Annotated in this window: 4 protein-coding genes; 1 reads left to right on the top strand and 3 read right to left on the bottom strand. The window is 41.5% G+C overall.

What is annotated here, in order from left to right; translation table 11 throughout:
* The 3 genes from AC1DSB_RS17180 to AC1DSB_RS17170 all read right to left on the bottom strand — a co-directional run.
* The coding region (locus AC1DSB_RS17180) for an N-acetyltransferase family protein (protein ID WP_477587195.1) at positions 1 to 421 on the bottom strand (421 nt) is incomplete at its 3' end.
* Positions 422 to 646: 225 nt separating this feature from the next.
* Entirely contained in the window at positions 647 to 1612 is a 966-nt protein-coding gene (locus tag AC1DSB_RS17175) for a hypothetical protein (protein WP_477532857.1), read from the bottom strand.
* A 66-nt stretch (positions 1613 to 1678) separates the two neighbouring features.
* On the bottom strand, positions 1679 to 2038 hold the full coding sequence (locus AC1DSB_RS17170; RefSeq protein WP_477532856.1) for a hypothetical protein: 360 nt from the start codon (positions 2036 to 2038) through the stop codon (positions 1679 to 1681).
* 208 nt (positions 2039 to 2246) lie between these two features.
* Between AC1DSB_RS17170 and AC1DSB_RS17165 the strand changes: the two genes are divergently transcribed.
* Positions 2247 to 2939, top strand: coding sequence for an ABC transporter ATP-binding protein (locus tag AC1DSB_RS17165; RefSeq protein ID WP_477532855.1), 693 nt, complete (start codon positions 2247 to 2249; stop codon positions 2937 to 2939).
* The last annotated feature ends 101 nt before the right edge of the window (positions 2940 to 3040 follow it).

Genomic DNA, 3040 nt, shown 5'->3' with positions numbered 1-3040 from the left:
TAGAAACTGTTCTTATGTTAAAGCCCATTTTTTCGTAAAGTTTAATAGCTTGATTACCTGCAAATGCACTAAGACGAACTTCAGAGTATCCATCTTGTCTTAGATGGTCAATCGCAGTTCTCATTAACCGTTTAGAAACTCCATTCCCTCTAAATTCTTCTATAACAAACAGTTCATAAATAAATCCATTCATCTTGTCAGTAAATTGGTCTTTACCGGCCCCTATAAGAATCCAGCCCATTAGTTTATCATTCTCGGTTGCTATTAAATAATAGCTTCCCTTTTCCAAAAGTGGTTCAATAAGACGTTTGATTTTTTCATTTGAAGGTTTTACTTCACCCAATGTACCATCAAATAAAGCTTGTGGGGAAAGTAAAATAATCTTTTCAAATTCAGAATCGTTAGGTTTTCTAATATCCATTAGTAAAGTCAGTCCTTTCAATACCCTTTTTATAAAGTTCAGCATAATATTCCAGTAATTTTCTTCTAGCGCCTATAGCTAATCTAATTTCTTGTTCAACTAACCTGCCCCGTTAGTTCAATAAGAAAAAGGGCTTGTTTAAACAGCCCGATGATCTTTAACTAAAGCACCCGTTAGTACAACAAGAAAAATATTCAATTTCTCCGTGGTTCTGTGTAATCAACTTCAGTTGGACTCATCTCGAAGGGCTCGACGGCGTTCGTGCAGCACCAGCAGGATAATCATTCCCATTATTACACCTAAGACGATGCCGGCCTGTGTTGTCAACAACCATGCCAATGGGTACTCTGGGGAGGGTGGCGCGTCGCGTCGAACTGAAGATAAGGCGGAATAGAGGTTGTTGGAGAACAACGCTCCCGATGAAATCCATGCCGCTGCCATAGGGGGTAGAAACCACCTCGACCCACGGCGGGATGCTACCACCATTATGCCCCACGCACCTGCAAAGGACCACACGCCTATACTCAATGACAGCAGGTGCCACCACACATCGCGTTCACCCATGGTTGCCGGGTCGATGCCGAAAGAGCCGCCAACCGCCCAAAACACCTTGATGACACCGAGCAGAATGCAGCCGGCAGCGACGATCCTAGCCAAGATAATCTGCAGTTGTCGAGTATTGCCCGGCAACTCCTTGTAGTCGGTTGTGCCACTCAGCGCCTCTGGCCAACGTGCCTTTGCATACCCCGCCAATGCAAGCGGCAGGAAGATGCCGATCCCGAAAAGTGAGATCATGACGAAGATCTGCTCGTATACCCAGAAGTCAGCGGCACCTGCCTCTTGATCCCGGATCATAGCTGCAGGGCCCAGAACCGGTGCAATCAACAGCATGGGAACGAGCAAACCGGTACCAACCCAAATGGGTAGAGCAACCAACCACGCAGGTAGCCGCTCCCCCCACGGCCTGCAGAACGCCATTGCAAGAAGGATACCAATCGCAGCGAGAACGGCGGTTACTGCGTTTATAATGCGCCAGCTGGCGTCACCCATTTGCTCGGTTGGAAGGAAGAGACCGAAAGTCCATACGATTTTGATCAGCAGGTAAGGTGTTACTGCTATTGCGGCACCATAACCGCAGATTCTACGCAACCTCATCAATCTTGAGGCCTGCCTCTCTGCACTAATAGTCACCTTCTCATCTCCTCTACAAGTTCTAACTCACTTTGTTTCATAGCCACAGTTGAAAAACATTCAATTCTATTCACCCGGCATATAACCTATTACTTCATTGGTTTCGGGGTCAACAAGTATTAAAGGTGGACCAACTACAACGTTCTCTTGATCTTCAAAGGATACCATTAATACTTCTTTCCCTTCATAAGTTTTATCCAGCAATTCATAGCTATTACTAGCAATCGTTTTTTTCACTTCAGCACTTTTCCAGTCTTCTATAGCTCTGCCGCCCCAACCTTTTTCTTCGATGAAATCCCAAGCAACTTTTCTAATTTCATAGTTATCTGTGCCTTTGGAATTCCCTTCATCTTGTTTAGTCGAACAACCACATATCAGTAAAATTGATAATACTGTTAATGTTAAGTATAAAAATTTTAACTTCATTCACTTGGCACCCCTTTTTAAAATCATTTGTTATTGAACTATCCTGCCCCGTTAGTTTAAGTGAAGAYCTTCACAATCTCAATGAYATATTCAAACTCRAWTAATCTATAAAACACCCCTTTAGGCAATGTAAAGTATACATTAATCAAAGGAATTGTTATATTTAAAATAATTAGATTTTACAAATATTTCAAAGAGGGGGATTATTTTGAATAACACGATTACATGTAGGACATTAACAAAAGTGTTTAAAGGCGATGGTATAGGTACATATGCGTTAAAGGAAGTTAATTTAACACTTCAGAAAAGCGATTTTATTTCAATTATTGGTCCATCAGGCTCAGGGAAGTCGACGTTATTAAGCATAATTGGAACACTCGATGTTCCTTCCAGTGGAGAAATTCTCTATGGAGATCAGCATGTTCACAAAATGAACAATAAAGAAATGGCAGATTTTCGCTTTGAGAACATCGGATTCATATTTCAACAGTTTCATTTGATTCCAACCATGACGGTATTAGAAAATGTCATGTCACCTCTTTTTGGTAGAAAGGTAACTTACAACAAAAAAGAGCGCGCGACACAAGTTTTGGAACAAGTTGGACTTATAGACAAAATAAATTCTCTCCCTTCACAACTATCAGGTGGACAACAACAAAGAGTTGCTATTGCCAGGGCATTAGTCCATGAACCTAAATGGCTATTAGCAGATGAACCGACTGGGAATCTCGATACAGATACAGGGGAAACGGTATTTGAACTGTTGTCTTCTTTAAATCAAAGTAAAAAATGTGGTGTAATCTTGGTTACGCATGATTCTACGCTAGCCAATCGAGCAAACACGAAAGTCGAAATGCGAGATGGAGAGATTATATCGGTTAGACAGAGGCAACAAGTATGATGCCTTTTATGATGAAGCAATTGGTTCGCAATAAAGACCGACTTATACTTTCAGTTATTGGTGTGATGTTAATAAGTAGTGTGCTCATTTATCTGTTTAGG

The organism is Paenisporosarcina sp. P4_E4_2 (genome assembly GCF_056401595.1).
Note: the sequence above shows the minus strand (reverse complement) of the source record. Positions and strands in the feature narration are given on the sequence as shown.